This is a genomic window from Lysobacter capsici, from assembly GCF_018732085.1.
Taxonomy (GTDB): domain Bacteria; phylum Pseudomonadota; class Gammaproteobacteria; order Xanthomonadales; family Xanthomonadaceae; genus Lysobacter; species Lysobacter capsici_A.
Genome location: NZ_CP076103.1, coordinates 1,783,955 through 1,808,798, shown reverse-complemented (window position 1 = coordinate 1,808,798; position 24,844 = coordinate 1,783,955). Strand labels below are relative to the sequence as shown.

Here is a 24,844-nt window from a genome sequence, read left to right as displayed (position 1 = left end):
ATGCTGATCCGCTCTTGCGAACGGGCGGCAAGTATAGCCGCTTGTTACGGGAATCGGGAATGGAGAATCGGGAATCGTCGCAGGCGGACCGCCGATTCCCGATTCTCCATTCCCGATTCCCGGCCTTTCAGCGCCGCAACAACTGCAGCACTTCTTCCAGTTCCATCCGCACCTGCTTGACGATCTGCGAGCTCAGCGCCGATTCGTCCTTCGCCGACTCGCCTTCCAGGCGCAGGCGCGCGCCGCCGATGGTGTAGCCCTGTTCGTACAGCAGGCCGCGGATCTGCCGCACCATCAGCACTTCATGGCGCTGGTAGTAGCGGCGGTTGCCGCGGCGCTTGACCGGATTGAGGGTCGGAAATTCGGTTTCCCAGTAGCGCAGCACATGCGGTTTGACGTCGCACAGCTCGCTGACTTCACCGATGGTGAAGTAGCGCTTGGCCGGGATCGGCGGTAGTTCGCGGTTACTGCCCGGATCCAGCATGCTCGCCTCCGCTGTAAGCCTCGACGCGTTCCTTCAGCTTCTGGCCCGGACGGAAGGTGACCACCGTGCGCGCCGAGATCGGGATTTCCTCGCCGGTCTTGGGATTGCGGCCGGGCCGCTGGTTCTTGCGGCGCAGGTCGAAGTTGCCGAAGCCCGACAGCTTGACCTGCCGGCCCTGCTCCAATGCCTCGCGCAGCGCATCGAAGAACGCGTCGACGAACTCCTTGGCCTCGCGCTTGTTCAGCCCGACTTCGTCGAACAACCGCTCCGCCATTTCCGCTTTCGTTAGTGCCATGTTGTCCTCTGCTCGACGCCCGGGCTGGGTCCGTCCAGTGATGCCGGACCGGGTTCAGGCGCGCAGTTTCGCGCCGTGTTCCCGTTCCACCGCGGCGGTTACTTCAGCCACGACCGCATCCACATCCCGGTCAGTCAGGGTGCGCGATTCATCCTGCACAATCAAGCCCATAGCGAGACTCTTGAATCCGGTTTCCACGCCCTTGCCCTGGTAGCGGTCGAACAGCACCAGTTCGCGCAGGATCGGGCCGGCGGCGGCCTTCACTGTGGCCTGAATGGCCGCCCACGGCACCGAATCGGCGACGATGAACGCGCGATCGCGCCGCACCGACGGGTACTTGGACTGCGCTCCGGCCTTCGGGATGGCGCGCTCGACCAGCGGCGCGAGATCCAGCTCGAACGCGATCACGTCCTGGTCCAGGTCCAGCGCGCGCTGCAGGCGCGGATGCAGCTGGCCGATCCAGCCCAGCCGCTGCTCGCGGCCGCCGTCGATCCGGTACACGTCGGCCGAACGGCCCGGATGCGCCCAGGCCGGCTGCGACGGCCGGTACTCCAGCTGCGCGCCGGCGCTGATCGCCAGGCTGTCGAGATCGCCGCGCAGGTCGTGGAACCCGACCGGCGCCGACGCGACCGCCCACTGCTCCGCCCGCGCCGCGCCGCACACCGCCGCGGCGACGCGCTGGGTTTCAAGCGGCGCCAGGCTGTGCTCTTTCGAATCCCCAATCCCCAATCCCGAATCCCGGCCCACAAACACATTGCCCAGCTCGAACAAACGCACCCGGTCCTGCTGGCGCGAGGCATTGCGGCCCAGCGCCGCGACCAGGCCCGGCAGCAGCATCGTGCGCATGACCCCCAGTTCGGCGCTGAGCGGATTGGCCAGCGGCACCGCGCCGGCCTGCGCCTGCCACAGTTGCAGCCAGGCCGCGTCGACGAAGGCGTAGTTGATCGCTTCCAGATAGTCGCGCGCGGCCAGCTGGCGGCGCACCGTGGCGCTGTCGACGCGGGTCTCGGTCGGCGCGATCAGGCGCGCGGCGCCGCCGGGCAAGGTGGTCGGGATCGCGTCGTAGCCGTGGATGCGGGCGATTTCCTCGATCAGGTCTTCCTCGATCGCGATATCGAAACGACGGCTCGGCGGGGTCACCCGCCAGCCTTCGTCGCTGCGCTCGACCGTCAGGCCCAGCGCTTGCAGGATGCGCTCGACATCGGCGTCGGCGACGCTCAGGCCGAGCACGCGCGCCAGCCGCGCGCGGCGCAGCACGACCGGAAGCGGATGCGGCAGATGGTCGGGCAGCGCCGATTCGACCACCGGGCCGGGCGTGCCGCCGGCGATGTCGAGGATCAGACGGGTCGCGTATTCGATCGCGGTGCGCGGCAGCTCCGGATCGACGCCGCGCTCGAAGCGGTGGCCGGCGTCGGTGTGCAGGCCGAGCTTGCGGCCGCGGCCGATGATCGCGGCGGGCGCGAAATGCGCCGCTTCCAGGAACACGTTGCGGGTCGCGTCGGTCACCCGGCTGTCGAAGCCGCCCATGATCCCGCCGAGCGCGATCACCCGTTGCGCGGCGCCTTCGCCGTCGGTGATCGCGATGAACTGCTCGTCCAGGCTCGCGTCCTGGCCGTTGAGCAGCTTGGTGACCTCGCCCGCGCGCGCATGGCGCACGCCGACCGGGCCGCTCAGGGTGTCGCGGTCGAAGGCGTGCATGGGCTGGCCGAGGTCGAGCATCACGTACTGGGTGACGTCGACCAACAGCGACACCGGACGCACGCCGCTGCGGCGCAGGCGCTCGGCCATCCACACCGGGGTCGGCGCGGTCGCGTCGACGCCTTCGATCACCCGGCCGCAGTAGCGCGGCACGTCCGCGCCGGCGCTGAGTTCGACGTGCAACGCCGAGTCGGTCACCGCCGGCACCGGCGCGATATCCAGCGCGGCCACCGTGCTGCCGGTCGCCGCGGCGACATCGAAGGCGATGCCGCGCACGCTGAAGCAGTCGGCGCGATTGGGCGTGAGCTTGATCTCGATGCTGGCGTCGGGCAGGCCGAGGTATTGCGCCAGCGCGGTGCCGGCGACGGCATCGGCCGGCAGTTCCAGCAGGCCCGAAGCGTCGGCGTCGATGCCCAGTTCCTTGGCCGAGCACAGCATGCCGAACGACTCCACGCCGCGCAGCTTGGCCGCCTTGATCGCGATCCCGCCGGGCAGGTTCGCGCCGACCGTGGCGAGCGGCGCGACCAGACCGGCGCGCGCGTTCGGCGCGCCGCAGACGATCTGGACCATGCCGGCGCCGGTATCGACCTGGCAAACCTGCAGGCGATCGGCTTCCGGGTGCTTTTCGGTGCTGACGATGCGCGCGACGATCACGCCGTCGAGCGCCGCGCCGAGCGCGGTGACTTCTTCGACTTCCAATCCGATCGCGGTCAGGGTCGCGGCGAGCTGCTCGCGCGTGGCGGCGGTCGGGACGTGCTGGCGGAGCCAGTTTTCGCTGAATTTCATGGGGTCAGGCCGGGAATCGGGAATGGGGAATCGAGAATCGGAAAGCGCTGCGCGAGATCGGGAAGAGTCATCGGAGCCGTAGTGGAGGCAGAGCCGCTCCTACGATTCCCGATGCCCCATTCCCGATTCCCGTTCCTCAAGCAAATTGCCTGAGAAACCGCACATCGTTCTCGAAGAAACTGCGCAGATCGTCGACGCCGTAACGCAGCATGGTCAGTCGCTCCACGCCCATGCCGAAGGCATAGCCGGTGTAGCGCTCCGGATCGATGCCGACGTTGCGCAGCACGTTCGGATGGACCATGCCGCAGCCCAGCACTTCCAGCCAGCGGGTGCTGCCGTCGGGCTGTTGCCAGGCGATGTCGACTTCGGCGGACGGTTCGGTGAACGGGAAATAGCTCGGCCGGAAGCGCATTTCGAAATCGCGCTCGAAGAACGCGCGCACGAATTCGGCCAGGGTGCCCTTGAGGTCGGCGAAGCTGGAATGCTCGTCGATCAGCAGGCCTTCGCACTGGTGGAACATCGGCGTGTGGGTCTGGTCGCTGTCGCTGCGGTACACCTTGCCCAGCGCGATCATGCGCAGCGGCGGCTTGTGCTCGAGCATGTAGCGCACCTGCATGCCCGAGGTGTGGGTCCGCAGCAGGCGAGCGACGCCGGCGCTGTCGGGCGCGAAGTAGAAGGTGTCGTGCATCGCCCGCGCCGGATGGTGCGGCGGGAAGTTCAGCGCTTCGAAGTTGTGCCAGTCGTCTTCGATCTCCGGGCCGTCGGCCAGTTCGAAACCGAGCCGGCCGAAGATGTCGGCCATGCGCTCCATCGTACGGCTGACCGGATGCAGGCCGCCGCGCACCGCATCGACGCCGGGCAAGGTTACATCGATGGTTTCCGAGGCCAGGCGCGCGTCGAGCGCGGCATCGTCGAGCGCGCTCTTGCGTTCGGCCAGCGCCGCGGTCAGCGCGTCGCGGGTCTTGTTGATCGCCTCGCCCGCGGCCTTGCGCTCGTCGGCGGGCAAGGCGCCGAGCTGCTTGAGCTGGGCGGTGACGCTGCCGGACTTGCCGAGCAGCGAAACGCGCAGCGCTTCGATGGCATCGGGAGAGTCGGCCGCAGCGATGTCGGCCAGCGCGCGCTGCGTCAGTTGCTCGATCTCAGCCATGTCCTGGGGTTTCCTTCACTGTGCTGTGCGTTATGTGTTCCGCGATCGAACCGGACGGATTTCGTTTGCCCAGTCCCTCGCCTGTTCGCTGGCCGCCTCGACGGCCTGCCGGGTCGCTTCGTCGCAGCCCGCGGCCTGCTCCGGCGCGGCGGTCGCGACCGAAGCGTTGATGACCACCCCGAGCAGCTTCTCGCCGGACACCTGGCGCTCGAGCTTGCGGGTGATCGTGGCCACGTCGTCGGAATACTGCTTGCTGCGCGCTTCGTCCAGCACCTTGCACTGTTCGTTGCGCGCCATCCCACCCATCACCTCACCGAACCGCTTGAGCGCATCGGCTTCGCGCTGCTGGCGCGCGCTCGGTTCCTGCGCCGATACCGACATCGAGGCCAGCGCCAGACCCAGCAGCGCCAGCCGACCATGGTTCGAGAGTCCCTTCATCGCACATTCCCTGGAGTTGATGCCGTGCCGGGCAGCTTGTTTGCCTGGCCCAGAAACGACAATGGGGAAGGACTCGCGCCCTTCCCCATGCCTAAGCTCCTCATTGAAAACCCGCACACGACGGTGCGGGCTCTCGCGGAGGGATCCGCATTAAGCCGCGAGCGCGCTCTTCGCCTTTTCGGCCAGCGCCGCAAAACCCACCGCGTCATGCACGGCGATGTCCGCCAGCACCTTGCGGTCGAGGGTGATGCCGGACTTCAGCAGGCCGTTCATGAAACGGCTGTAGCTCAGACCGTTGATGCGGGCCGCCGCGTTGATACGCGTGATCCACAGCGAACGGAAATTGCGCTTCTTCTGCTTGCGGCCGATGTAGGCGTACTGCAGCGCCTTCGTGACCGCCTGCTTGGCGACGCGGAAGACCTTGCGACGGGCGTTGTAGTAGCCCTTGGCCTGCTTCAGGATTTTCTTGTGACGGGCGCGTGCCGTTACACCACGTTTAACTCGTGCCATTGTTCAGTCTCCTCACAAATACGGAAGCATGCGGTCCAGACGGCCAGCGTCCTCGGCACGAACATGGTTCGTCTGCCGCAGGTTGCGCTTCCGCTTGGTCGCTTTCTTGGTGAGGATGTGGCTCTTGTTGGCGTGGCCGCACTTGTACTTGCCGGAAGCGGTCTTCCGGAAGCGTTTGGCTGCCGCCCGATTGGTCTTGATCTTGGGCATTGCGATGTCCTTTCGGAGGTTTATGTCACTGGCCTGGGCGGTGGCACTGGTGCGCGGTGAAGCGCGGCCACTCTTTCCGTCCTGCCCTTGCCGGCTTGTAAGTCGTTGATTCGAAAAGAATCTACAACAGGTCCGTGATGCAACTAACAACAAACCCGGAGAACCGGGCCGCACATTATGCCTACCGGGCTATCCCCTTGCAAATCAGGGGCTTGATGCGCGGGTGAATCGCGCAAGGCCGGCGGTGACGGCGCCCGCCGCGCCCGGCCGTCCGGGTCGGCCGGCAGCGAAAGTGCGCGAAAGATTCGGCCGGCCGGCCGGCCGGTCGGGTCGGGTCGGGCGGTGCCGGTGCCAGTGCCGTGCGCGAGCTTGCGCGGTTGCGACGGTCGTCGGCGCAACCGGTCCGCGCGCCGGCGAGGCTGCATCGGCCGCCCACAACGAAACAGCCCCCGGGGTTGCCGGGGGCTGTCGTAGTCGAACTTCAGATCTTCTTCTTCGGCGCGATCATCATGACCATCTGCCGCCCTTCCAGGCGCGGACGCGATTCGACCACGATGTCCTCGCCGAGGTCGGCTTCGATCCGGGCCGCCATCTCGCGACCGAGTTCCTGGTGGCTCATCTCGCGGCCACGGAAACGGATGTTGACCTTGACCTTGTCGCCTTCTTCCAGGAAGCGGCGCATGTTGCGCAGCTTGATCTGGTAGTCGCCCTCGTCGGTGACCGGACGGAACTTGAGTTCCTTGATCTCGACCTGTTTCTGCTTCTTTTTGGCCTCGTTGGCCTTCTTCTGCTGCTCGAAGCGGAACTTGCCGAAGTCCATGATCTTGCAGACCGGCGGATCGGCGTTGGGCTGAATTTCGACCAGATCCAGTTCTTCCTCTTCGGCCATGCGCAGCGCTTCGTCGCGCGTGAGCACGCCGATCATTTCGCCATCGCTGCCGATCACGCGCACGCGCGGTACACGGATTTCCTGGTTCTTACGATTCGGCTTCTCGGGGGTACTGATTGTTGAATCTCCAAAGTGGTTCACGCCGTCCCGGACTGCCGCCGGGACGGGATCTTTTGCACGCTGTGCGCGGTTAGAAGGCTGACTCAGCGTTCAAACGCGAGGCGAACTCGGCGACGGTCATCGTCCCCAGGTCTTCCCCTGCCCGCGTACGCACTGCAATCATGCCATTGTCCTTCTCGCGGTCGCCGGCCACAAGCAGGTACGGCACGCGATCGAGCGTGTGCTCGCGGATCTTACGGCCGATCTTTTCGTTGCGCAAATCGGCCTCGACCCGGAACCCTTGATTTGCAAGGATTTTCCGGACATCCGCCACATAATCGGCCTGGGCGTCGGTGATATTCATGACCGTGGCCTGGACCGGGGCCAGCCAGGCCGGGAACTGGCCGGCGTGGTGCTCGATCAGGATGCCGATGAAGCGCTCCATCGAGCCGACGATGGCCCGGTGCAGCATGACCGGGGTCTGGCGCTGGCTGTTTTCGTCGACGTATTCCGCGCCCAGGCGGCCGGGCATCATGAAATCGACCTGCATCGTGCCCAACTGCCAGGTGCGGCCGATCGCGTCCTTGAGGTGGTATTCGATCTTCGGACCGTAGAACGCGCCCTCGCCCGGCAGCTCCTGCCACTCCACCCCGCAGGCCGACAGCGCGCTGCGCAGGGCGCCTTCGGCCTTGTCCCAGGTGGCATCGTCGCCCAGGCGCGAGTCCGGGCGCAGCGCGATCTTGATCTGGATCTCGTCGAAGCCGAAGTGCTGGTAGACCGCCAGCGCCTGCTGGTGGAACGCGGTCACCTCGGACTCGATCTGGTTTTCCAGGCAGAAGATGTGGCCGTCGTCCTGGGTGAAGCCGCGCACGCGCAGGATGCCGTGCAGCGCGCCGGACGGCTCGTTGCGATGGCACGAACCGAACTCGCCGTAGCGGATCGGCAGGTCGCGGTAGCTGTGCAGGCCCTGGTTGAACACCTGGATGTGGCCCGGGCAGTTCATCGGCTTGAGCGCGTAGGTGCGCTTTTCCGACTCGGTGAAGAACATGTTCTCCTTGTAGTTGTCCCAGTGGCCGGACTTCTGCCACAGCGACACGTCGAGGATCTGCGGGCAGCGCACTTCGCCGTAGCCGCTGTCGCGGTAGACCTTGCGCATGTACTGCTCGACCACCTGCCACACCGACCAGCCCTTGGGATGCCAGAAGATCAGGCCCGGGGCTTCTTCCTGCAGGTGGAACAGGTCCTGCTGCTTGGCGATCTTGCGGTGGTCGCGCTTCTCGGCTTCCTCGACCCGCTCGATGTACGCCGCGAGCTGCTTCTTGTCGGCCCAGGCGGTGCCGTAGATGCGCTGCAGCTGCTCGTTCTTGGAGTCGCCGCGCCAGTACGCGCCGGAAATGCGCGTGAGCTTGAACGCCTTGAGGAAGCGCGTGTTCGGCACGTGCGGGCCGCGGCACATGTCGACGTATTCCTCGTGGTAGTACAGGCCCATCGACTTTTCTTCGGGCATGTCCTCGACCAGGCGCAGCTTGTAGTCCTCGCCGCGCGAGGCGAACACCTCGATGACCTCGGCGCGCGGCGTGACCTTCTTGATCACGTCGTAGTCCTTGTCGATCAGCTGGGTCATGCGCGCTTCGATCGCGGCCATGTCCTCGGGCGTGAACGGGCGCTCGAACCAGATGTCGTAGTAGAAGCCTTCCTCGATGACCGGGCCGATCACCATCTTCGCGGTCGGGTACAGCTGCTTGACCGCGTGGCCGACCAGGTGGGCGCAGGAGTGGCGGATGATCTCGACGCCCTCCGGGTCCTTGGGCGTGATGATGCGCAGCTTGGCGTCGTGGTCGATGCGGTCGCTGGCGTCGACCAGCTTGCCGTCGACTTCGCCGGCGACGGTGGCCTTGGCCAGGCCGGCGCCGATCGAGGCGGCGACGTCCATCACGGACACGGGGTTTTCGAATTCGCGGCGGCTGCCGTCGGGAAGGGTAATGGCGATCATGGCGTTGAGGTCTTGATTGGGCAGGCGTGGCGATAAGGTGGCCGCATCGGCCGGCGGCGGCCTTAGACGGCTGCGCGGCGGGTGCGACGACCCGGGATCGGGCAGTCGAAACGGTGGCACGAGGATGGAGCAGGCCGTTTACGGACCGGCCGACGGATAGAGTCGGACGAAGGCTCGCAAACGAATCGGCGGACAAGAAAAAAGCGCCGCGAGGGCGCCTGCGCTTGCGGGAGCCTGCGGCGGTTCAACAATGGGCGCGGGTAGTGTCCATGTCGCACGCTCGGCCGGCGATCGGTCGCGGGCCACCTCGATTCGGGACGCGGCCGGATGCCGTGTCGCAGACGTCAATAGTTGGGGACGCCGCCGGGCAAGTCAACCGCCGGCGCGATCACGGGCAGTGTGATGCCCGTGCAGTTTCGGCCCAGGCCGGTGATACGCAGCCAATAGGCAATAACCACGCCTTCCGGTACCGTAAACCGCACAGGGAAGCCATCTGCTTGGGGTGTGATGGGACATAGGGAAGCCAGCCGCGGCGGACGCGGCCATTGCCACGACACGCGCGCGACGCCCATGCAGCCGGGCCAGGGATGAGCGCGGACGACATTCCTCCCCACTCAGCGCCGGACCCCGCAGCGCCCTCCCCGGCCCTGGCCCCGTCCGGCGGTCGCGCCGGCACGATGACGCTGATTCGCCGGCTGTGGCCGACGATCTGGTTCTACCGCGGCCGGGTCCTGCTCGGCCTGGGCCTGGTGCTGGCGACCAAGCTGGCGATCACCGGCGTGCCGCTGCTGCTCAAGCAGTTGATCGACGCGCTGGACCACAAACCCACCCCGCTGACCGTGCCGATGCTGCTGCTATGCACCTACGGCGCGCTGCGGCTGGCGTCCTCGGTGTTCCAGGAACTGCGCGGGATCGTGTTCGCGCGCGTGCTCGCGCGCACCTCGCGCGAGGTCGCGCTGCGGGTGTTCGCGCACGTCCACATGCTGAGCCTGCGCTTCCACATGGACCGGCGCACCGGCGCGGTCATCCGCGACCTCGAACGCGGCATGTCGTCGGTGTCGGAACTGCTCGACACCGCGCTGTACACCGTGGTGCCGACGCTGATCGAGATCGCGCTGGTCACCGCGATCCTGGTCGGCCGCTACGACATGAGCTTCGCCGCGATCACCCTGGGCACGCTGGCGGCCTATCTGCTGTTCACCGTGCGCATGACCGAGTGGCGCCAGCGCTACTACAAGGCCATGAACGAGGCCGACACCGAGGCCAACGCCAGCGCGGTGGATTCGCTGCTGAACTACGAAACGGTCAAGTACTTCAACAACGAAGGCTTCGAAGCCCGGCGCTTCGACCAACGCCTGCGCAACCTGGAGGACACCGGGGTCAAGAGCCTCAAGGCCGCGTCGCTGCTCGGCATCGGCCAGGCCGCGATCATCACCGTCGGCCTGACCTTGCTGCTGTGGCGCGCGACCGAAGGCGTGGTCGCCGGGCGCATGAGCCTGGGCGACCTGGTGCTGGTCAACGCGTTCCTGCTGCAACTGGCCGCGCCGCTGAGTTACCTGGGCATGATCTACCGCGAGACCAAGCAGACCCTGGCCAATCTGGAGCGGATGTTCGCCCTGCTCGACGAACCGGTCGAGGTGCGCGATCGCGACAACGCGCCGGAACTGGCCGTGTCCGGCGGCGAAGTGCGCTTCGAGCAGGTGTCGTTCAACTACGGCGAACGCGAAGTGCTGGCGGCGATCGATTTCGTCGTTCCGGCCGGCCGCACCGTGGCCGTGGTCGGCAGCACCGGCGCCGGCAAATCGACCCTGGCGCGGCTGCTGTACCGCTCCTACGACGTCGCCGGCGGCCGCATCACCGTAGACGGCCAGGACCTGCGCGAGGTCACCCAGGATTCGCTGCGACGACAGATCGGCGTGGTGCCGCAGGACACGGTGCTGTTCAACGATTCGCTGTACTACAACATCGCCTACGGACGTCCCGACGCCCGCCGCGAGGAAGTGTTCGACGCCGCCCGCGCCGCGCACATCCACGAGTTCATCCAGACCCTGCCGCAAGGCTACGACACCAACGTCGGCGAACGCGGGCTGAAACTGTCGGGCGGCGAGAAACAACGCATCGCGATCGCGCGCACCTTGCTCAAGCGGCCGGCGATCCTGATCTTCGACGAAGCGACCTCGGCGCTGGACACGCATACCGAGCACGGCATCCAGCGCGAACTCGATCAGGCCGCGCGGGGCCGCACCACCCTGGTGATCGCGCACCGGTTGTCGACCGTGGTCGGCGCCGACGAAATCCTGGTGCTCGAACGCGGCCGCATCGTCGAACGCGGCAACCACGCCTTCCTGCTGGCCGCGCAAGGCCGCTACGCCGCGTTGTGGGCGATGCAGCAACGCGGACACGACACCGCCGCGCCGTCGCAAACCAGCCCAACGGCCGCTCCCGGCGAATCCGAATCACACACCCCTGCATCCTCCACCGTTACGACACAGGACCTGTCATGACGACATTGATAGTCAGCGATCCCTGGGACATCCACGCGCGCGCCGTGGCCTGGGCACTGGAACACGAAGGCGAGAACGTCCACCTGTGGTACACCCACGATTTCCCGCAGAAACACGGCGCCAGCCTGCGCGTGGACAGCGCCGGCGCGGGCGCTGATCCGGCCCAGGTGACGCTGCATTGCGCTCGCCACCATCGCGACTTCGGCTCGCACGACATCGACACCGTGTGGCTGCGCCGCTGGTATCAGCCGCAGGCGTCGCCCGACCTGCATCCGGCCGACACCCGTTTCGCCCAGACCGAGGCCAACGAGTTCATCCGCGCGACCATCGGCCTGCTCGACGAAAGCCCGCGTTTCTGGATCAACCCGGTCGCGGCCAAGGCGCGCGCCGACCGCAAGGCGGCGCAGTTGAAAGTCGCCGCCGCCGTCGGCCTGACGGTGCCGAGCACCTTGATCTCCAACGACCCGGCCACGATCCGCGCGTTTTTCCACGAGCACGGCGGCAAGCTGATCTACAAGCCGATGACCGGCGCATCGTGGGTGTCGGACGAAAAGGCGCTGGCCACCTACACCGCGGCGATCGGCGAAGAACTGCTCGGCAACGACGCCTCGCTGTCCAATGCGCCGGGCATCTACCAGCCCTTGCTCGACAAGAGCTACGAGCTGCGGGTCACGGTCATGGGCCGCACGGTCGTCACCGCGCAGATCAAGTCGCAGAATTCAGGCGGTTACCTGGTCGACTGGCGCGCGAACGATTTCGACGAGGCCATGGGCTATGCGCGTTATGCGTTGCCCGAGGCGATCGAGCAACGCTGCCTGGCGTTGATGGAACGCATGGGCCTGGTGTTCGGCTGCATCGACTTCGTGGTCACGACCCAGGGCGAGTACATGTTCCTGGAAGTCAACGAAATGGGCCAGTTCCTGTGGCTGGAAGGGGTGAACCCCGAACTGCAGTTGCTCGACTGCTTCGTGCAGTTCAGCCAAAGCCGCGACCGGAACTTCGTCTACGACTGGCGCCGGCCGGTGTACCGCTATCGCGAGTACTGGGACTCGATGGAACAACGCGGCGATGTCGATCCGCCCGCGCATCTGCACCTCGCACTGCCGCGCACGTTCGAAATGCGCGAGTGAGCGCGCCTGAGGCGGCGTTGTTCGCGCCGCCCGCACCGCCCCGCATCGGCCGCGACCTCGCGACGGGGCGAGCGCTTCGGCGAACGCTACGCCGGATCCGGTGGCGCCTGCGGCTCCAACGATGCCGCAAGCAAATAGAGCCGGGAGGCGTGCCTCCCGGCTCTATCGTCTTGATAATCCGGGGTGCGCGGATTACGGGATCTGGTCACCGTTGTCGGTGCGATCGATCTCGTTGAACGGCTTGGTGCGGACAAACGTCGAAGCGGCGGCGAAGGAAACTTCGTTACCAGCGTCTTCGGACATCGAAACCTCGATGGCGACCATGCGGCCGATCAAGCGGGTCTGTTCGTTCTGCGACATTGCCTACTCCTTAGCTATGCGCGGCGGGATGGCCGCACCTTGAGCATAGAAAGCACAGCCACGGCTTAACAAGACATCGCGTGCGGTTTCGGCACCTGATCTGTGTGACCGCACTCAAAAAACTCACAAACAATCCGTGTCTTAGCGAATACTTGACCACAATTTGCGCACATCGAATTCGGCAAACGAGGCCAGTTAAGCGCTGCTATCGGGTCATGGCGGGCAACGCGTCGGTCACCTCGACCAGCGGCGTCAGTGAGGGAACACAACGTTCCGCGCGATCGGCCGCGGCGTCTCAATTGCCGAGAATATGAGGGAAATCGCGCTTGCCGGCCGGTTTCGCGCCGATCCGGCATCGCCCCGTCCCGCCGATTCCACGACGCCTCGCAGCGGTCGCTCTCGCCGCCCGGCGCAAGCTCGGACGATCCACGACGGACCACGCACGAAGCGTCCGCACGCCCGCACAAGCCGAGCCGCCGCATCCTTCGACGCAGCATTGCGATGCTAGGCCCGCGGCCGCCCGGATCGCATCGACTCATCGAGCAGCGCCGCGGTTTTCTTCAGCGCATCGCTCCTTGCGCTCGAATCGGTCAGCACGTATCCGAGCAATCGCGGCGCAGCCGCCGTCGCGAGCGGCTGCAGATCCGAACCGAACGCGCCGTCGAGCGCGCGCAAATGACGGGCGAACTCGGCGGCGGCCAGCGGCGGCACGGCGTTGCCGATCTGCCGCGCGACGTCGGCGGCGCCGCCATGAAATCGATAGCGGTCCGGGAAGGTCTGGATGCGGGCGCATTCGCGACGAGTGAGAGGACGATCGGCCTGGGGATGGATCAGCTCGCGCGCGGACGCGCCGGTGATGGTCAGGCTTTGCAGGTCGCCGTGCAGCCGCTTGAGACCCGATGGCGCGCCGCCGCGCCGTTCGGTCGGGGTGCCGTCCATGACCCGGCGGAACGCGCGCCGCTTGAAGCTGGCATGCCACAGCGCTTCGGGCAGGTCCTTCATGCTCTGCCCGGCCGCGAGCAGGCGGTAGCGATCGGCGTCGGCGGCAAGCGTGGCGTCGACATGATCGGACACCGTGCCGCCGACATTGCCGCTGCGCATCGAGGCGTCGTAGTCGTTGCTCGGCTGCGCCGCGGCGTACGCCACGGCCTGCTCGCGGGTTCTCGCCGGCGCGCCCAGGCCGGCGATCGCCTGCATCAGGCTGGGCGCGAACGGCCGACCGTTGGATTTTTTCGCCTTGCCCGAGTCGTAGGAGAAACGCTCGGCGGGAAAACGAAAATCCGCGCCCATCCGATTGCCGACGATCAACACCCGCTTTCGCGTCTGCGGAACGCCGTAACCGGCGAGATTCACTTTTTCCAAGCGGACGCTGTAGCCGATGCGCAGGAATTCGCCGACCAGCGCGGTCACGTCGCGCCCTTCGCCGCAGGTCAGCAGGCCCTCGACGTTTTCGAAAACGAACCAGCGCGGCTTGAGCGCTTCGACGATGCGCAGGTAGTTGAGGACGAGGCGATTGCGCGGGTCGCCGGCGTTGCGCGGGCCGGCGGTGCTGAAACCCTGGCACGGCGGCCCGCCGATGAGCGCGAACGGTCGCGCGCCGCCGAGCAATCGGGTGAAGAAGTCCGGCGAAGCCACGCTCAGATCGAGGCGGTGGCAGGGGCTGGCGACGTTGTCTTCGTAGGTCCGGCAGGCCGCTTCGCTCAACTCCGCGCCGAACGCGGGCTTGAGCCCCACCGAGGAAAATCCGTGGGAAAACCCGCCAGCTCCCGAGAACACAGAGACCACGTGGTCGGATTGCTTGCTCATGCCGGCATCGTAGCGCGCGAGGCTCGCGCGGGTGCCGGCTCGGCGGACGCGTCGCGAGCGATCGGGGCTGGGAACCCAAACGAAAAACCGCCGCTTCTGGGCGACGGTTTTCTGGATGCTTCGTCTTGTTCCAACCTTTCCCGGCGCGAACGGCCCGGAGATCGGTTGGTGGGCGGTACAGGGTTCGAACCTGTGACCCCTACCATGTCAAGGTAGTGCTCTACCGCTGAGCTAACCGCCCGCATCGCCGTATTGCTGCAATTCCCCGGCGAAGGGGGCGCAGTTTAGCCCAGCGCGCGGCGAGCGACAAGCCTTTTTGTCGTCGCCTTCCGGGCCATGCCTGGCCGGGCCGCTCGGCTCAGGCGCTCAGTCCGGCGTCCTTGAGTTTGCGCAGTTGATCGCGCACCGCCGCGGCCTGTTCGAATTCCAGATCGCGGGCGTGCTGGTACATCTGCTGCTCCAGCGCCTTGATCCGGGCGGCGAACTGGGCCGGGCTGAGGCTCGCAACGTCGGTCGCGTCCTCGGCCGCGCGACGGCCCTTGCCGCGCGCCTTGAGCGCTTCGGGATCGACCCGGGCGCCTTCCATGATGTCGACCACCGCCTTGTCGACCGACTTGGGTGTAATGCCGTGGGCTTCGTTGTACTCGACCTGCTTCTGCCGGCGACGGTCGGTTTCCTCGATCGCGCGCTGCATCGAGTTGGTGATGCGGTCGGCGTACAGGATCGCCTTGCCGCGCAGGTTGCGCGCGGCGCGGCCGATGGTCTGGATCAACGAGCCGGTCGAACGCAGGAAGCCTTCCTTGTCGGCATCGAGGATCGCCACCAGCGACACCTCGGGCATGTCCAGGCCCTCGCGCAGCAGGTTGATGCCAACCAGCACGTCGAACTTGCCCAGGCGCAGGTCGCGGATGATCTCGACCCGTTCCACCGTCTCGATGTCCGAGTGCAGGTAGCGCACCTTGACCCCGTGTTCGCCGAGGTATTCGGTGAGGTTTTCCGACATGCGCTTAGTCAACGTCGTGATCAGCACGCGATCGCCCATCGCCACGCGCTCGCGGATTTCGCCGAGCACGTCGTCGACCTGGGTCGCGACCGGGCGGATCTCCACCACCGGATCGATCAGGCCGGTCGGGCGCACCACCAGTTCGGTGATCTGCCCTTCGGATTTCTTCAGCTCATACGGACCCGGCGTGGCCGAGACATAGATCGCACGCGGCGAACGCCCTTCCCACTCCTCGAACCGCAACGGCCGGTTGTCCAGCGCCGAGGGCATGCGGAAACCGAATTCGACCAGGGTTTCCTTGCGCGAACGGTCGCCTTTGTACATCGCGCCGATCTGCGGAATGGTGACGTGCGATTCGTCGACCACCAGCAACGCGTCGGGCGGCAGGTAGTCGAACAGGCACGGCGGCGGCTCGCCGGGCATGTGCCCGCTCAGGTGCCGCGAGTAGTTCTCGATGCCGTTGCAGTAGCCGACCTCGGCCAGCATCTCCAGGTCGAACTGGGTGCGCTGGGCCAGGCGCTGCGCCTCGACCAATTTATTGTTGGCGTACAGATACTCCAGGCGCTCGCGCAGCTCTTCCTTGATCGTCTCGATCGCGTCGAGCACGGTGCGCCGGGTGGTGACGTAGTGCGAACCGGGGTAGATGGTGAAACGCGGCACCCGCTCCAGGGTTTCGCCGGTCAGCGGATCGAACAGAGTCAGGTTCTCGATCTCGCCGTCGAACAGCTCCACGCGCAGCGCCTGCGAATCGCTTTCGGCCGGATGCACGTCGATGACTTCGCCGCGCACGCGATAGGTCGCGCGGCGCAGTTCGGTGTCGTTGCGGGTGTACTGCATCTCGGTCAGGCGGCGGATCAGCTCGCGCTGGTCGATGCGCTCGCCGCGGACCATGTGCAGGACCATGCGGAAGTATTCGTTCGGATCGCCCAGGCCGTAGATCGCCGAGACCGTGCAGACGATCAGCGCGTCGCGACGCTCGAGCAGGGCCTTGGTCGCCGACAGCCGCATCTGCTCGATGTGCTCGTTGACCGAGCTGTCCTTCTCGATGAAGGTGTCGCTCGACGGCACGTAGGCCTCGGGCTGGTAGTAGTCGTAGTAGCTGACGAAGTATTCGACCGCGTTGTGCGGGAAGAACGCCTTGAACTCGCCGTACAGCTGCGCGGCCAGGGTTTTGTTCGGCGCCATCACCAGGGTCGGCTTCTGCACCGCCTGGACCACGTTGGCGATGGTGTAGGTCTTGCCCGAACCGGTCACGCCGAGCAGGGTCTGCTGGGCCAAGCCGCCTTCGAAACCGGCGACCAGCTTGTCGATCGCCTGCGGCTGATCGCCGGCCGGCGAATACGGCGAAACCAGCTGGAAACCGGCGGACTGCTGACTGTCGTCCATCGTGCTACCCGAGCGATGCGAATCGGGCAGTTTAGCCAACTCGGTCTCAGGCGGTGAGAACGGCGGCTGTCTGGCGGCGTGGCGGACGCGCTTGCCGGGCCTTGCAAATGCAACGGCCCGCCCCAGTGAAGGAGCGGGCCGCCGCAGGCTGAATCGGTCAGGTTACTGGAGGTTCCAGCATTCGGGCATGGTCGCCCTGTCCGGCGTTTTCGCGCCGGTATTGCTCAGGGTCAAGGTGCCGCATTTGTCGCCGACCTGCCCGCCCGTCGGCTGCGCCCGCAGCACGAAGGTGCTCGCGGTCGTGGCGCCGGAGAAGGAGATCGTGTATCGCGGATCGCCGACCTTCGGTGACTGAGTCATGGCGATGTCTGCAAGATTGGCGCCGACATAAGTGTTGTTGACCGTGTAGTAGCGCTCCATCGCCTGCGCGACCTCGGCCAGATCGGCCTTGGCCTGACCGCGGCGGCTCTTGCGCACGCTGTCCTGATAGGTCGGCACCGCGATGCCGACCAGGATGCCGATGATGGCCACCACGACCATGAGTTCGATCAGGGTGAAACCCCGGATCGATCGTGCGCCCCTGTAGTGAAACTGCTTCATGTCGCTTCCTCGTTATCGGATCTGGCGCCAGGACTGGCGACCGCAGGGACGTGGCAGGTAAAGCGGTTGCGAACCGGAGGTCTGGACCATGATCGAGCACTTCGACGCCACCGCCTGCGCGATCTGCTCCTCGGTCGCGGTCGCCGGCAGGATGTCGCTCTTGGGCGTCGCCACCACGACCACGTCCTTGACCGGCGCCGAACCGCCGTTGAGCTTGGCCGCGCCGACGCCGGCGCCGAGATTGTTGCCGAGCGCCGAATTGACCTTGGCGTTGGCCAGCGCCGAACCGCCGCTGAGCGCATCCAGGCCGTACAGCCAGTTGTTGCCGTCGGTCGAACAGCCGTCGGTGCTGGTCGGGTCGTAGGTCGGGAAGAACAGGATGCCGTTCTGCAACCGCAGGTTGCCGACCGAGCGCTCGCCGGTGCTGACCGGATTGCCGGTGCGTCCGGCGTCCACGCCCAGATCGAGGTACCAGCCCTTCTTGGTCGCATCCAGGCGCTCGCCGGTGATCATGCGCACCTGCAGGCCCTGCGAGGTGGTCTGCTCGAGGATGTACTGGCGCTGCAGTTCGCTGCGACCGACCACCTGCGAACCGCGGTCCATCACGCCGTAGATGGTCTGCATGGTGCGATCGCTGGGATCGCCGGTGAACGAGAACGCGCCGGTGCCGAAGAACACCATCACGTTGTCGCCGGCCATGGTGGCTTCCAGGCCGCCGATGATGGGCTGGCGCTCGTTGAAGTTGTCCTTGTTGCGGGCGATGAACAAAGGCTTGTTGCCGTTGGCCACGGTGTTGTTGCGCAGATCGAACTTCCACACCGCGCCGTTGAGATCGGCCGCGTAGGCCGTGTCGGCGTAGCCGTCGCGGCCGACGACCGTGCCGGTGCCGTCGAAACGGTCGATCACCACCAGGTTGCCCAAACCGTTCTTGGTACGGGTCGGCAGCGGCGCATCGGTTTCCTGCGCCTGGATCCGGTCCACCGCGCCGGTGGCGATATCGACCAGGAACAGCACGGCCTTGCCGTTCACGCTCTCGTAGCCGTTGCCGAACACCGCTTTCCACTTGACCACGCCGCTGCTGAGCTTGACCGGCACGATCGCGATCTTGCCCAGCACGCTGCCGATGTCCTTGCCGCCGTTGGCGTCGGACACCTTGTCGTTGATTTCCCAAAGCACCTGCAAGTTGTTCTGGTTGGTCACGTCGAGCGCGAATACGCCGCGGCCGCCCGCGCCGACGCTGGCCGCGACGACGGTCTTCCAGGTGCTGCCGTCGTGCGCATCGGACACCGTGGCCAGGCCATCGACGTAATAGCGGTGCTGGAACACCTGGTCGTTACGATCCTCGGCGCGGTACGGGAACAGCAGATTGCCCATGTGGCCGACCGAGGTCGCCGGGATGTAGGCGAACGCTTCGCGGCCGGTGTCGCCGTTGAAGGCGTGGAACATGCCGTCGTTGGCGCCGACATAGACGAACGCGCTGCGGGTGTTCTGCTTGGTCCGCAGGTAGTTGCCGTAGTTGAGCGCGTCGGCGGTGCCCGAACTGGTGCGCAGACCGCGATAGCCGTAGTCGTCGCCCTTGGCCGAAACCAGCGGGGTCGAGTTGACGATGTCGCCGAGCAGCGTGGTGCGCTTGCGCAGCTTGCCGCCGTTGTTGCCGTCGTTGGCGCGCGAACCGCGCAGGTAACCGACCGCTTCTGCCGCGGTGACGCCACCGGGGATGCGGTTGAACTTGCCGGCGCAATTCTGCAAGGCGTCGCTGCACAAAGCGGCGAGCACGGCCGTATCGTTGCCGCCGAGCGCGGCGACGGTGAAGTCGCTCACCAGAGGCACCACGTTGCCCGACAGGGTCTTGCCGAAGTTGATCGTACGGCCGCCCGCTTCCAGGCCCGAAGACGCTTCCCACAAATTGGTGAAGGTGATCGTGCCGGTAACCGGGTTGTTGGTGGCCTTGGATGCGTTGAGGCGGCTGAACCAGTCGGTGCCGTTGTTGGCCGACTGGTACGTCGGCTCGACCGACAAGGTGTTGCTGCCGATGCGCGAACCGGTCAGGCCGATCGTGCCCGACGGCGTGTTCGCCGCGCCCACCGAAGCCAGGATCTCGCGCATCGCCGAGGTGATGTCGGCCGGCGTGGTGGCGTTGATGAACTTGCCGCGCGCGTTCATGGTCGCGTGCCAGATTTCATCGACCGTGCTCGGCGCATCGTTCTGATAGGCGCGCCACGCCGGCGCGTTACCGGCGGTGTAGGGATCGGGCGTGTTGGTGAACGGATCGTAGGTGCGGCCGTAGATGTCGCCCTTGGCGCCGAGGGTCACGCCATAGAAGTTCATGTGCGGATCGGCGCGGCAATCGAGCTTGGGATCGTTCGGCGTGGTCTTGCACTGCTCCGGTACCGGCACCTTGCCCAGACCCAGGTCGGTACGCAGCGTGTCCTTGTAGTAGAGCGCCGCGGTATCGGCCATGGTGTTCGGGAACCCGTCGGCCAACGGCGGCGGCATATCGGCGTCCTGCGAGCCGACCGCGGGACCGTCGGTATTGCTGTAGCCGTCGGTGAACAGCATGCCGGCGTTGATTTGGCAGGCGAACTTGACCGGCGCGCCGGCGTCGGTGCGCTTGAACTGGCGACCGATGTGCTGCACCGCCCAACGATTGGGCGTGCCGCCGCTGGCGCCGATCTGCAGCAACTGGTTGTTGTACAACGCCGCCTTGTCGGTGGCGACCGACATGTCGCGCATCGTCACGTTGGCGTAGTTGTAGCTGCCGCCGCCGCTGTTGATGGTGAACATGCCCACGCGCATCTTCTCGGTCTTTTCCAGCGACAGCGTCAGCGCGGCGCGCATCGCGCGCACGCGGTTGCCGTAGAAGCTGAACCAGTTGGCGAAATTCTGGATCGCCTTGTTGTACTGGTCCGAGCTGCTGAAATTGCCGGGACGGATTTCGTAGCGGTACAGATTGCAGCCGTCGCCGCAGGCGTTGGTGGCGGTGACCGGCGTGGCGGAATAGCCGAACAGGTCGGCGGCCGGCGTTCCCGCCGGCTGCACCACGGTCGCCGTCTTGAGATAGAACGTGGCCGGGTAGTAACGAATGGCCACGTTGCAATTCGCGTTCAGAGTCACCGCGTTGGCGAGCGTGCGCCAATTGTTCGAAGCGCTCAGCCCGCCGCAGTTCTGATCGGTCCAGTACACGGTGTTGCGCGGCAAGGTCGCGCCGTTGGGCACGTAGAAGCGTTCATCGCCGTTGTTGGCCGACCAGTCCGAAGCCAGGCCGATGGTGGGCGTGGCCGAATCGGGATTGACCCGGGTCGCGCCGATATCGGCTTGCGGGTAGTCGACGATCTCGTTCGCCGCGTTGGGCCGCTTCCACGGCGAGTACGTCACCAGCGGACTGAAGTAGGCCGGGTTGTAATCGGGCGAACGGGCGAAGCCGAAGTTGTCGATCGGCGCGATCGCCACGCGGCCGGTATCGATGCGGTAGCCGACCGAGGGAATGGTGTGGTGATAGTTGCGCGAATCGAAGCTGTCGGCCTGGGTGCGCAGGCGCGCATTTGCGCCGCTGCCAGTGAAGTAGCCGTTGGTCGCGCGCGCGTCGTACTCCCAGAACGCGGCGCCGTCGGCGCCCGGGAACAGGGTCTGGAAGGTCATCGAGCCCGAGTCGTCGACCGCCATGACGAAGGCCGGCGGGATGGTGACGCTCGAATTCAAAGGCGCCTGCGCCAAGGTGCCGTCGGCTTGCAGGGCGTTGGCGTTGTACAGCCAGTACCCGGCGCCGGCGGCGGCCAGCATCAGCGGGATCGCGAGATAAACGCGGGGGGATGCCATGGCGGAACCCTCAGGGTACGAAGATGGTGTCGATGACGGCGTCCGAACCGGGGTTCGTGCCGCGGTCCACGGCATAGGCCGTGACCTGGAAGATCAGATTGGTGTTCTCGCTGATCGGAACGGTGCCCATGCCGATGCCGGTGCCGCCGGAAACGCATTCGTCGATGCGGCGGGTATGGCTCAGCTTCGCCGGCAACGGATCGGAGTACTTCATCGTGTGCGCCCAGCCGCTGGGATCGAAGCCGGCCACGCAGAAAGGCTCGTCGATGTCGATCACTTCGGTGCCGCCGCTTTGCACCTGACGCTGCAGATCGGCTTCGTTGCCGCGCGCGCGGCCTTCGGCGTTCTGGAAGGCGTTGTTGGTCGAGCGATAACTCGAGGTCATGCGTTCCTGCAGACCGGTGACCTGCAGCGCGGTGATGCCGATCAGGGCCAGCAGCACCAGCATCATCAAGGCGACGTAGAGCACCGCGCCGCGCTGCCTGCGCGGCGGATTGTTGAACGCGGAACGACGGCTACGGACGATAGTCATGGCGGGCCTCAATTTCCGTACAGCCGGTTACGCAGGGCGATATTGGTTTCGTAGACGCTGCGATAGCGTCCGTCCGCGGGCAGTTGCAGCTGGGTTCCCAGCGAGCGGGTCGGCGCGGTCTTCTGGTCCGCCGCCGCGCGGTCGTTGCCGCGCACCAGCAAACCCACCTGGACGCCGCCGACGCGCTGCCAGCCGGCTTGGCTGTTGCTGTCGGGCAACAAACCGGCCGCGGTGCGGATGCCGTTGATCACGCCGGTGGGCGGCTGCGCCGGGTTGGTGACGATGTCCTGGGCGAACAACAACTGCATGTTCTCCACGCCTTCGACCACTTCCTCGGCCAGACCGGTGTCGAGCACGACGCCGGCCGAACCGGGCGGCACGTTGAATCGCGCGCGGTACAGCGAGGGTTCGCCCGCCGGGTTGAGCGCGATGTAGTAGACGAAGCTTTCGGCGCGGTACAGGCGCGCCTGGCCCGAAGCGAAGGTATCGGAACCGTCGAACGCGATCTGATTGACGCCGGTGTTGCGCGCGGTGATCTGCACCGTGCCCGACCCGACCGTGACCGCGCTGGCCTGGAACATCACCACCGAACGGCAGTCGGCGATGCCGAATATGCCCGGCGTGGGCATGGCGGCGGTCAACACCGGCCACTGCGCGGCGTTGACCGAGATGGTGGCGGGATTGCCGGTCGCAAAGCCGGTGACCTCGGCGCTTTCCGGCGACAGGAACCGCAGCATCAGGATGTCGCTGCCGCGAATCGGCGCGGGTTGCAGACGCTGGGTCCCGGTCAGGAACGCATCAGGCAACGCAGGCACCCAGTCGGCCGCGGCACCCGTGGTCGGCGTGGCGCTGATGGTCACGCTGTCGTTGGGCGCGGTGGCGCGCGCTTCGTAGCCGCGGATCGAATAATCGAAACGCAGGGCCTCGCGCGCGGCCGGGATGGTGGTGAAGTCGGCGCGGTTGGACAGGAACAGTTCGCCGAATGCGCCGTTGCCGGCGTAGAAGTGCGCCTGATCGGACACGCAACCGAAGTGGCCGCTCATGCGCACGTCGCGCTGCAGCGAATCGATCGCGAAACGCGAACTTTCCTGCGCGCGCGACAGGCCCTGCGCCATCAGGTACGAGGCGCGCGAGGCCGAGAAGATTTCGATCAACCCCAGCACCAGCACGGTGCTCAGCAGCAACGCCACCATGAGCTCGATCAAGGACAAGCCTGCTTGCAGACGACGGTTCATAGCGCGCTGTCCATTTGGAACTCGGTGACTGGCTTGGTCGGATCCCAGCGTTGGGCATCGCCCCATCGGATTCTGATGTTGACCGTCTTGTCGGCGCGCACCAGCACCGTCGCCACCCCGGTTTCACCCAATGCCTCGCGCATGCGGCAGGTGAACGCCGTCTTGCGCTGATCCGGGGTGACCGTGTTCAACATCGCGCACGAGGTATTCGCCGCGACCGACGAAGCGTTGTAGGTGCCGGTGTACTGCGCCGCGAGCAAGCGGTTGGAACGAATGTCGTCGAGCAGGTCGCTCGACAGATTGGTCGCGATCGTGCGCTGGTTCGAACTCTGCGCCAGGCGCAGATTGGTCGCCTGCAACATGGCCAGGCCGAGCAGGCCCAGGCCGAGCACGAGCACGGCCACCAGCACTTCGATCAGGCTCAAGCCGCGCATCCGGCCGGAGGTTCGCGGCGCGCGCCGCCGCACGGCCCAGGCATTCACTGGCAAGTCTCCTTGGTCACCGCGACCCGGCCGATCCGGTTGATCGCGAACGAGCGCCGGTTGAACACGCCGGGCTTGCACTCATGCGCCTGCAGCGCGAAGGAATACGTGGCCCGGTCCAGGGTGCGGCCGCGCTCGTCGAAACTGATCTGGGTCACGCCGGTCGGCGCGGTGAAATCGATGCTGTCCTGCGGGTCGATCACCCGCTTGATCTCGTTCGCGGTCAACGCGCCGTCGCCGTTCTCGTCGGTCCAGATCAACAGCCCGGCGTTCCAGTTGCTGCCGCAGCCGGTTCCGTTGTTGTTCGGGCAGATCCGCGCGCTGCTCTTGCTGCGCACCGCTTCGGAGCGGGCGAAGTTTAGCGTCGCCAGCATCTGGTTGGTCGCCGTGGAAACGCGGTTGGCGCGGATGGACTCGGTGAAGGTAGGAAGTGCCAGGGCGAGCAGGATCGCGGCAATCGCGATCGTCACCAGCAGTTCGATCAGTGTGAAGCCGGCGGACCGACGCAGAGCCATGAGCGCTTCTCTTCCCCAGAGGACGGTCTGGATGCTAACAGTCGGAATTACCTAGAAAAGGTGCCACACCGACGAGCGGTCGGGCGGAGTTGGTCAAAGGTTTTGTGCCTAGGAATAGTCCGACACCCGTCACGCCTGAGCCCCTACCCAAGACTGCGGCGGCGCCTGCTTTCGATCACAGTCTGCGCCGGCGATCCTGAAAACCCCGCAATTGCCAAGGAATGGCCATGCGAATCAAAGGCTTCGCCCTGCTCGAGTTCGTCTTCGCAATAGTCTGCACCGGCTTGTTGACGCTGGTCGCCAGCTCCGTTTTCGGCGCGCTGGCGGGCACCTCCCGCGTCGCCGCGGTGCGCAGCGGCCTGGTCAGCAGCGTCGAGCAGGCCAGCCGCTATGCCGCCGAGCACGCGAGCACGGTCTGGCTGTGCCCTTCCGGCGATGGCTTATATTGCGAAGACGGCAACGACTGGAGCCATGGCTGGCTGGGCTTCGCCGATCGCAACGGCAACGCCCGCTTCGACGAGGGCGACGAACTGCTGTACAAGTCCCCGCCCCTGCACGACGGCCTGCGCCTGTGCAGCGCCCGCCGCCAGACCCGGATCCGGTTCCGGCCTCATGACGGCCGGCCGGACTCGGCGGTCGGCTTCACCTTGTGCGACCTGCGCTGCCCGCAGGAGGCGGTCGCCCTGGCGTTGACCGACGACGGCCGGATCAGTGAGCGCTCCGCGAGCCTGCGCGCGGCGCAGGATTGCCAGCTCGAATGATGCCGCCGGGCCGCAGGCTCGGGCCGGGCGGAAATCGCTCGCGAACGATCGGCGGGAGTCGGATTTGGCGTGTCCAGCGCACTGCGCGCCAGCGGCTCGAAGCGGTCGCCGCCGCGAGCGCCGCGGCAAGGACGCAAGCAATCGACAAGCGTCGCGGCCAATAAA

The 24,844-nt window shown here is 66.2% G+C and carries 21 protein-coding genes and 1 tRNA gene; 3 read left to right on the top strand and 19 right to left on the bottom strand.

The features are described from left to right. Nucleotides 1-127 precede the first annotated feature (127 nt). From KME82_RS07370 to thrS, 9 genes are all read right to left on the bottom strand, one after another. Nucleotides 128-484: a MerR family transcriptional regulator gene (locus tag KME82_RS07370; protein WP_036101932.1), complete on the bottom strand. Its 357-nt coding sequence runs from the start codon at nt 482-484 to the stop codon at nt 128-130. Then, a complete protein-coding gene (locus tag KME82_RS07365; RefSeq protein WP_036101930.1) occupies nt 465-779 on the bottom strand; it encodes an integration host factor subunit alpha in 315 nt (104 codons plus the stop codon). Before KME82_RS07365 ends, KME82_RS07370 begins: the two co-directional genes overlap by 20 nt. A gap of 54 nt (nt 780-833) precedes the next feature. Beyond that, nucleotides 834-3,263, bottom strand: coding sequence for a phenylalanine--tRNA ligase subunit beta (gene pheT, locus KME82_RS07360; RefSeq protein ID WP_215497939.1), 2,430 nt, complete (start codon nt 3,261-3,263; stop codon nt 834-836). Nucleotides 3,264-3,399: 136 nt separating this feature from the next. Then, nucleotides 3,400-4,410, bottom strand: a complete 1,011-nt coding sequence (gene pheS, locus KME82_RS07355) for a phenylalanine--tRNA ligase subunit alpha (protein WP_215497938.1) — start codon at nt 4,408-4,410, stop codon at nt 3,400-3,402. Nucleotides 4,411-4,440: 30 nt separating this feature from the next. Beyond that, nucleotides 4,441-4,848, bottom strand: coding sequence for a hypothetical protein (locus KME82_RS07350; protein WP_215497937.1), 408 nt, complete (start codon nt 4,846-4,848; stop codon nt 4,441-4,443). Nucleotides 4,849-4,998: 150 nt separating this feature from the next. After that, on the bottom strand, nt 4,999-5,358 hold the full coding sequence (gene rplT, locus KME82_RS07345; protein ID WP_215497936.1) for a 50S ribosomal protein L20: 360 nt from the start codon (nt 5,356-5,358) through the stop codon (nt 4,999-5,001). A 12-nt stretch (nt 5,359-5,370) separates the two neighbouring features. Further along, a complete protein-coding gene (rpmI, locus tag KME82_RS07340; protein ID WP_027083463.1) occupies nt 5,371-5,568 on the bottom strand; it encodes a 50S ribosomal protein L35 in 198 nt (65 codons plus the stop codon). Nucleotides 5,569-6,049: 481 nt separating this feature from the next. Then, nucleotides 6,050-6,574 (bottom strand): translation initiation factor IF-3, encoded by a 525-nt coding sequence (infC, locus tag KME82_RS07335; protein ID WP_198339052.1) that lies wholly within the window; start codon nt 6,572-6,574, stop codon nt 6,050-6,052. Between the two features lie 73 nt (nt 6,575-6,647). Beyond that, nucleotides 6,648-8,549: a threonine--tRNA ligase gene (gene thrS, locus KME82_RS07330; RefSeq protein WP_215497935.1), complete on the bottom strand. Its 1,902-nt coding sequence runs from the start codon at nt 8,547-8,549 to the stop codon at nt 6,648-6,650. A gap of 677 nt (nt 8,550-9,226) precedes the next feature. Between thrS and KME82_RS07325 the strand changes: the two genes are divergently transcribed. Further along, nucleotides 9,227-11,053 carry an ABCB family ABC transporter ATP-binding protein/permease gene (locus tag KME82_RS07325; RefSeq protein ID WP_252255653.1) on the top strand — a complete coding sequence of 609 codons (1,827 nt, stop codon included), beginning with the start codon at nt 9,227-9,229 and terminating at the stop codon, nt 11,051-11,053. Next, complete coding sequence (locus tag KME82_RS07320) at nt 11,050-12,183, top strand: hypothetical protein (RefSeq protein WP_215497933.1); 1,134 nt, start codon at nt 11,050-11,052, stop codon at nt 12,181-12,183. The genes KME82_RS07325 and KME82_RS07320 overlap by 4 nt, the downstream gene beginning before the upstream one ends. A 192-nt stretch (nt 12,184-12,375) precedes the next feature. Here the strand turns inward: KME82_RS07320 and KME82_RS07315 are convergent, their stop codons facing one another. The 10 genes from KME82_RS07315 to KME82_RS07270 all read right to left on the bottom strand — a co-directional run bounded on the left by KME82_RS07315 (nt 12,376) and on the right by KME82_RS07270 (nt 23,918). Further along, the gene (locus KME82_RS07315; RefSeq protein WP_215497932.1) at nt 12,376-12,543 is read right to left on the bottom strand and encodes a hypothetical protein; all 168 of its coding nucleotides are present in this window, start codon (nt 12,541-12,543) and stop codon (nt 12,376-12,378) included. Nucleotides 12,544-13,047: 504 nt separating this feature from the next. Next, nucleotides 13,048-14,349 (bottom strand): DNA cytosine methyltransferase, encoded by a 1,302-nt coding sequence (locus KME82_RS07310; protein WP_215497931.1) that lies wholly within the window; start codon nt 14,347-14,349, stop codon nt 13,048-13,050. A gap of 166 nt (nt 14,350-14,515) precedes the next feature. Then, nucleotides 14,516-14,590: transfer RNA gene (locus KME82_RS07305), tRNA-Val, on the bottom strand. A gap of 117 nt (nt 14,591-14,707) precedes the next feature. Next, nucleotides 14,708-16,738: an excinuclease ABC subunit UvrB gene (gene uvrB / locus KME82_RS07300; RefSeq protein ID WP_215499004.1), complete on the bottom strand. Its 2,031-nt coding sequence runs from the start codon at nt 16,736-16,738 to the stop codon at nt 14,708-14,710. 162 nt (nt 16,739-16,900) lie between these two features. After that, a complete protein-coding gene (locus tag KME82_RS07295; protein WP_215497930.1) occupies nt 16,901-17,338 on the bottom strand; it encodes a type IV pilin protein in 438 nt (145 codons plus the stop codon). A 12-nt stretch (nt 17,339-17,350) separates the two neighbouring features. Beyond that, nucleotides 17,351-21,154 (bottom strand): pilus assembly protein, encoded by a 3,804-nt coding sequence (locus tag KME82_RS07290; protein WP_215497929.1) that lies wholly within the window; start codon nt 21,152-21,154, stop codon nt 17,351-17,353. Between the two features lie 10 nt (nt 21,155-21,164). Beyond that, nucleotides 21,165-21,686, bottom strand: a complete 522-nt coding sequence (locus KME82_RS07285) for a pilus assembly PilX family protein (protein ID WP_252255652.1) — start codon at nt 21,684-21,686, stop codon at nt 21,165-21,167. Nucleotides 21,687-21,694: 8 nt separating this feature from the next. After that, nucleotides 21,695-22,921: a PilW family protein gene (locus KME82_RS07280; protein ID WP_215497928.1), complete on the bottom strand. Its 1,227-nt coding sequence runs from the start codon at nt 22,919-22,921 to the stop codon at nt 21,695-21,697. Beyond that, nucleotides 22,918-23,403, bottom strand: a complete 486-nt coding sequence (gene pilV, locus KME82_RS07275; protein ID WP_252255651.1) for a type IV pilus modification protein PilV — start codon at nt 23,401-23,403, stop codon at nt 22,918-22,920. Before pilV ends, KME82_RS07280 begins: the two co-directional genes overlap by 4 nt. Beyond that, nucleotides 23,400-23,918: a GspH/FimT family pseudopilin gene (locus tag KME82_RS07270; protein WP_215497927.1), complete on the bottom strand. Its 519-nt coding sequence runs from the start codon at nt 23,916-23,918 to the stop codon at nt 23,400-23,402. Before KME82_RS07270 ends, pilV begins: the two co-directional genes overlap by 4 nt. Nucleotides 23,919-24,145: 227 nt before the next feature. On the opposite strand from KME82_RS07270, the gene KME82_RS07265 reads away from it, so the two are divergent. Beyond that, a complete protein-coding gene (locus tag KME82_RS07265; RefSeq protein WP_215497926.1) occupies nt 24,146-24,679 on the top strand; it encodes a GspH/FimT family pseudopilin in 534 nt (177 codons plus the stop codon). Nucleotides 24,680-24,844: the final 165 nt, after the last annotated feature.

Excerpts from the sequence above, each read along its gene's own strand:
- KME82_RS07280 (WP_215497928.1), bottom strand. The coding sequence starts at position 22,921 with ATGAACCGTCGTCTGCAAGCAGGCTTGTCCTTGATCGAGCTCATGGTG.
- KME82_RS07365 (WP_036101930.1), bottom strand. The coding sequence starts at position 779 with ATGGCACTAACGAAAGCGGAAATGGCGGAGCGGTTGTTCGACGAAGTC.
- thrS (WP_215497935.1), bottom strand. The coding sequence starts at position 8,549 with ATGATCGCCATTACCCTTCCCGACGGCAGCCGCCGCGAATTCGAAAAC.
- KME82_RS07265 (WP_215497926.1), top strand. The coding sequence starts at position 24,146 with ATGCGAATCAAAGGCTTCGCCCTGCTCGAGTTCGTCTTCGCAATAGTC.
- KME82_RS07325 (WP_252255653.1), top strand. The coding sequence starts at position 9,227 with ATGACGCTGATTCGCCGGCTGTGGCCGACGATCTGGTTCTACCGCGGC.
- KME82_RS07295 (WP_215497930.1), bottom strand. The coding sequence starts at position 17,338 with ATGAAGCAGTTTCACTACAGGGGCGCACGATCGATCCGGGGTTTCACC.
- KME82_RS07270 (WP_215497927.1), bottom strand. The coding sequence starts at position 23,918 with ATGGCTCTGCGTCGGTCCGCCGGCTTCACACTGATCGAACTGCTGGTG.
- KME82_RS07370 (WP_036101932.1), bottom strand. The coding sequence starts at position 484 with ATGCTGGATCCGGGCAGTAACCGCGAACTACCGCCGATCCCGGCCAAG.
- uvrB (WP_215499004.1), bottom strand. The coding sequence starts at position 16,738 with ATGGACGACAGTCAGCAGTCCGCCGGTTTCCAGCTGGTTTCGCCGTAT.
- KME82_RS07320 (WP_215497933.1), top strand. The coding sequence starts at position 11,050 with ATGACGACATTGATAGTCAGCGATCCCTGGGACATCCACGCGCGCGCC.
- KME82_RS07315 (WP_215497932.1), bottom strand. The coding sequence starts at position 12,543 with ATGTCGCAGAACGAACAGACCCGCTTGATCGGCCGCATGGTCGCCATC.
- rplT (WP_215497936.1), bottom strand. The coding sequence starts at position 5,358 with ATGGCACGAGTTAAACGTGGTGTAACGGCACGCGCCCGTCACAAGAAA.
- rpmI (WP_027083463.1), bottom strand. The coding sequence starts at position 5,568 with ATGCCCAAGATCAAGACCAATCGGGCGGCAGCCAAACGCTTCCGGAAG.
- KME82_RS07285 (WP_252255652.1), bottom strand. The coding sequence starts at position 21,686 with ATGACTATCGTCCGTAGCCGTCGTTCCGCGTTCAACAATCCGCCGCGC.
- KME82_RS07310 (WP_215497931.1), bottom strand. The coding sequence starts at position 14,349 with ATGAGCAAGCAATCCGACCACGTGGTCTCTGTGTTCTCGGGAGCTGGC.
- KME82_RS07290 (WP_215497929.1), bottom strand. The coding sequence starts at position 21,154 with ATGGCATCCCCCCGCGTTTATCTCGCGATCCCGCTGATGCTGGCCGCC.
- pheS (WP_215497938.1), bottom strand. The coding sequence starts at position 4,410 with ATGGCTGAGATCGAGCAACTGACGCAGCGCGCGCTGGCCGACATCGCT.
- KME82_RS07350 (WP_215497937.1), bottom strand. The coding sequence starts at position 4,848 with ATGAAGGGACTCTCGAACCATGGTCGGCTGGCGCTGCTGGGTCTGGCG.
- pheT (WP_215497939.1), bottom strand. The coding sequence starts at position 3,263 with ATGAAATTCAGCGAAAACTGGCTCCGCCAGCACGTCCCGACCGCCGCC.